The 610-nt window shown below is 69.0% G+C and carries 1 protein-coding gene; it reads left to right on the plus strand.

Annotated elements, in window-relative coordinates:
- On the plus strand, positions 1-610 hold a 610-nt coding region (locus tag FOJ82_RS16380; protein ID WP_425472513.1), incomplete at both ends, for a Mu transposase domain-containing protein.

The raw sequence follows: 610 nt of genomic DNA on the forward strand, positions 1-610 counted from the left end.
TGTTCGTCTCGGAGGAGCAGCCGCTGCTGAGGCCGTTGCCGCAGGTCGCCTATGAGATCAGCCGCTGGGTCTATGGCCGCCGCGTCGGACGCAGCGGGCACGTGGTCTGGGCCAAGAACCACTACTCGGTGCCGTTTGTCCACATCGGATCCAAGGTCGATCTCCGGGTCACTGACCGGGTCCTGGAAGTCTTCGCCGGCTCGCAGCGGCTCAGTAGCCATCTGCTGCTGCCGGAGGGATCCGCCGGGGGTTGGCGCACAGCCGAGGCCGACCTGCCCACCGGCGAGCGCTACCAGCCCTGGGACGCTGCCCGGGTCCGGGAGTGGGCGGCCAGGATCGGGCCGGCAGCGCAGACGGTCATCGACCGGATCTTCGAATCCGTGGCGATTGATGAGCAGGGCCTGGACCCGGCGTTGGCGGTGCTGCGGCTGTCTCGTCGCTTCTCCGCCGACCGGGTGGAGGACGCCTGCCAGCTAGCTCTCGCCGGAGGGGTCAGGTCGCCTCGCTACGTCCACCTCAGACCGATCCTGGACACCGGGCAAGACAAGCAACCCATCCCAGAGCCCGCCGATGCCGGCGGCTACGTCCGCGGCGCCGACTACTACGCAGA

It is taken from the genome of Tessaracoccus rhinocerotis (genome assembly GCF_007197885.1).
Taxonomy (GTDB): domain Bacteria; phylum Actinomycetota; class Actinomycetes; order Propionibacteriales; family Propionibacteriaceae; genus Arachnia; species Arachnia rhinocerotis.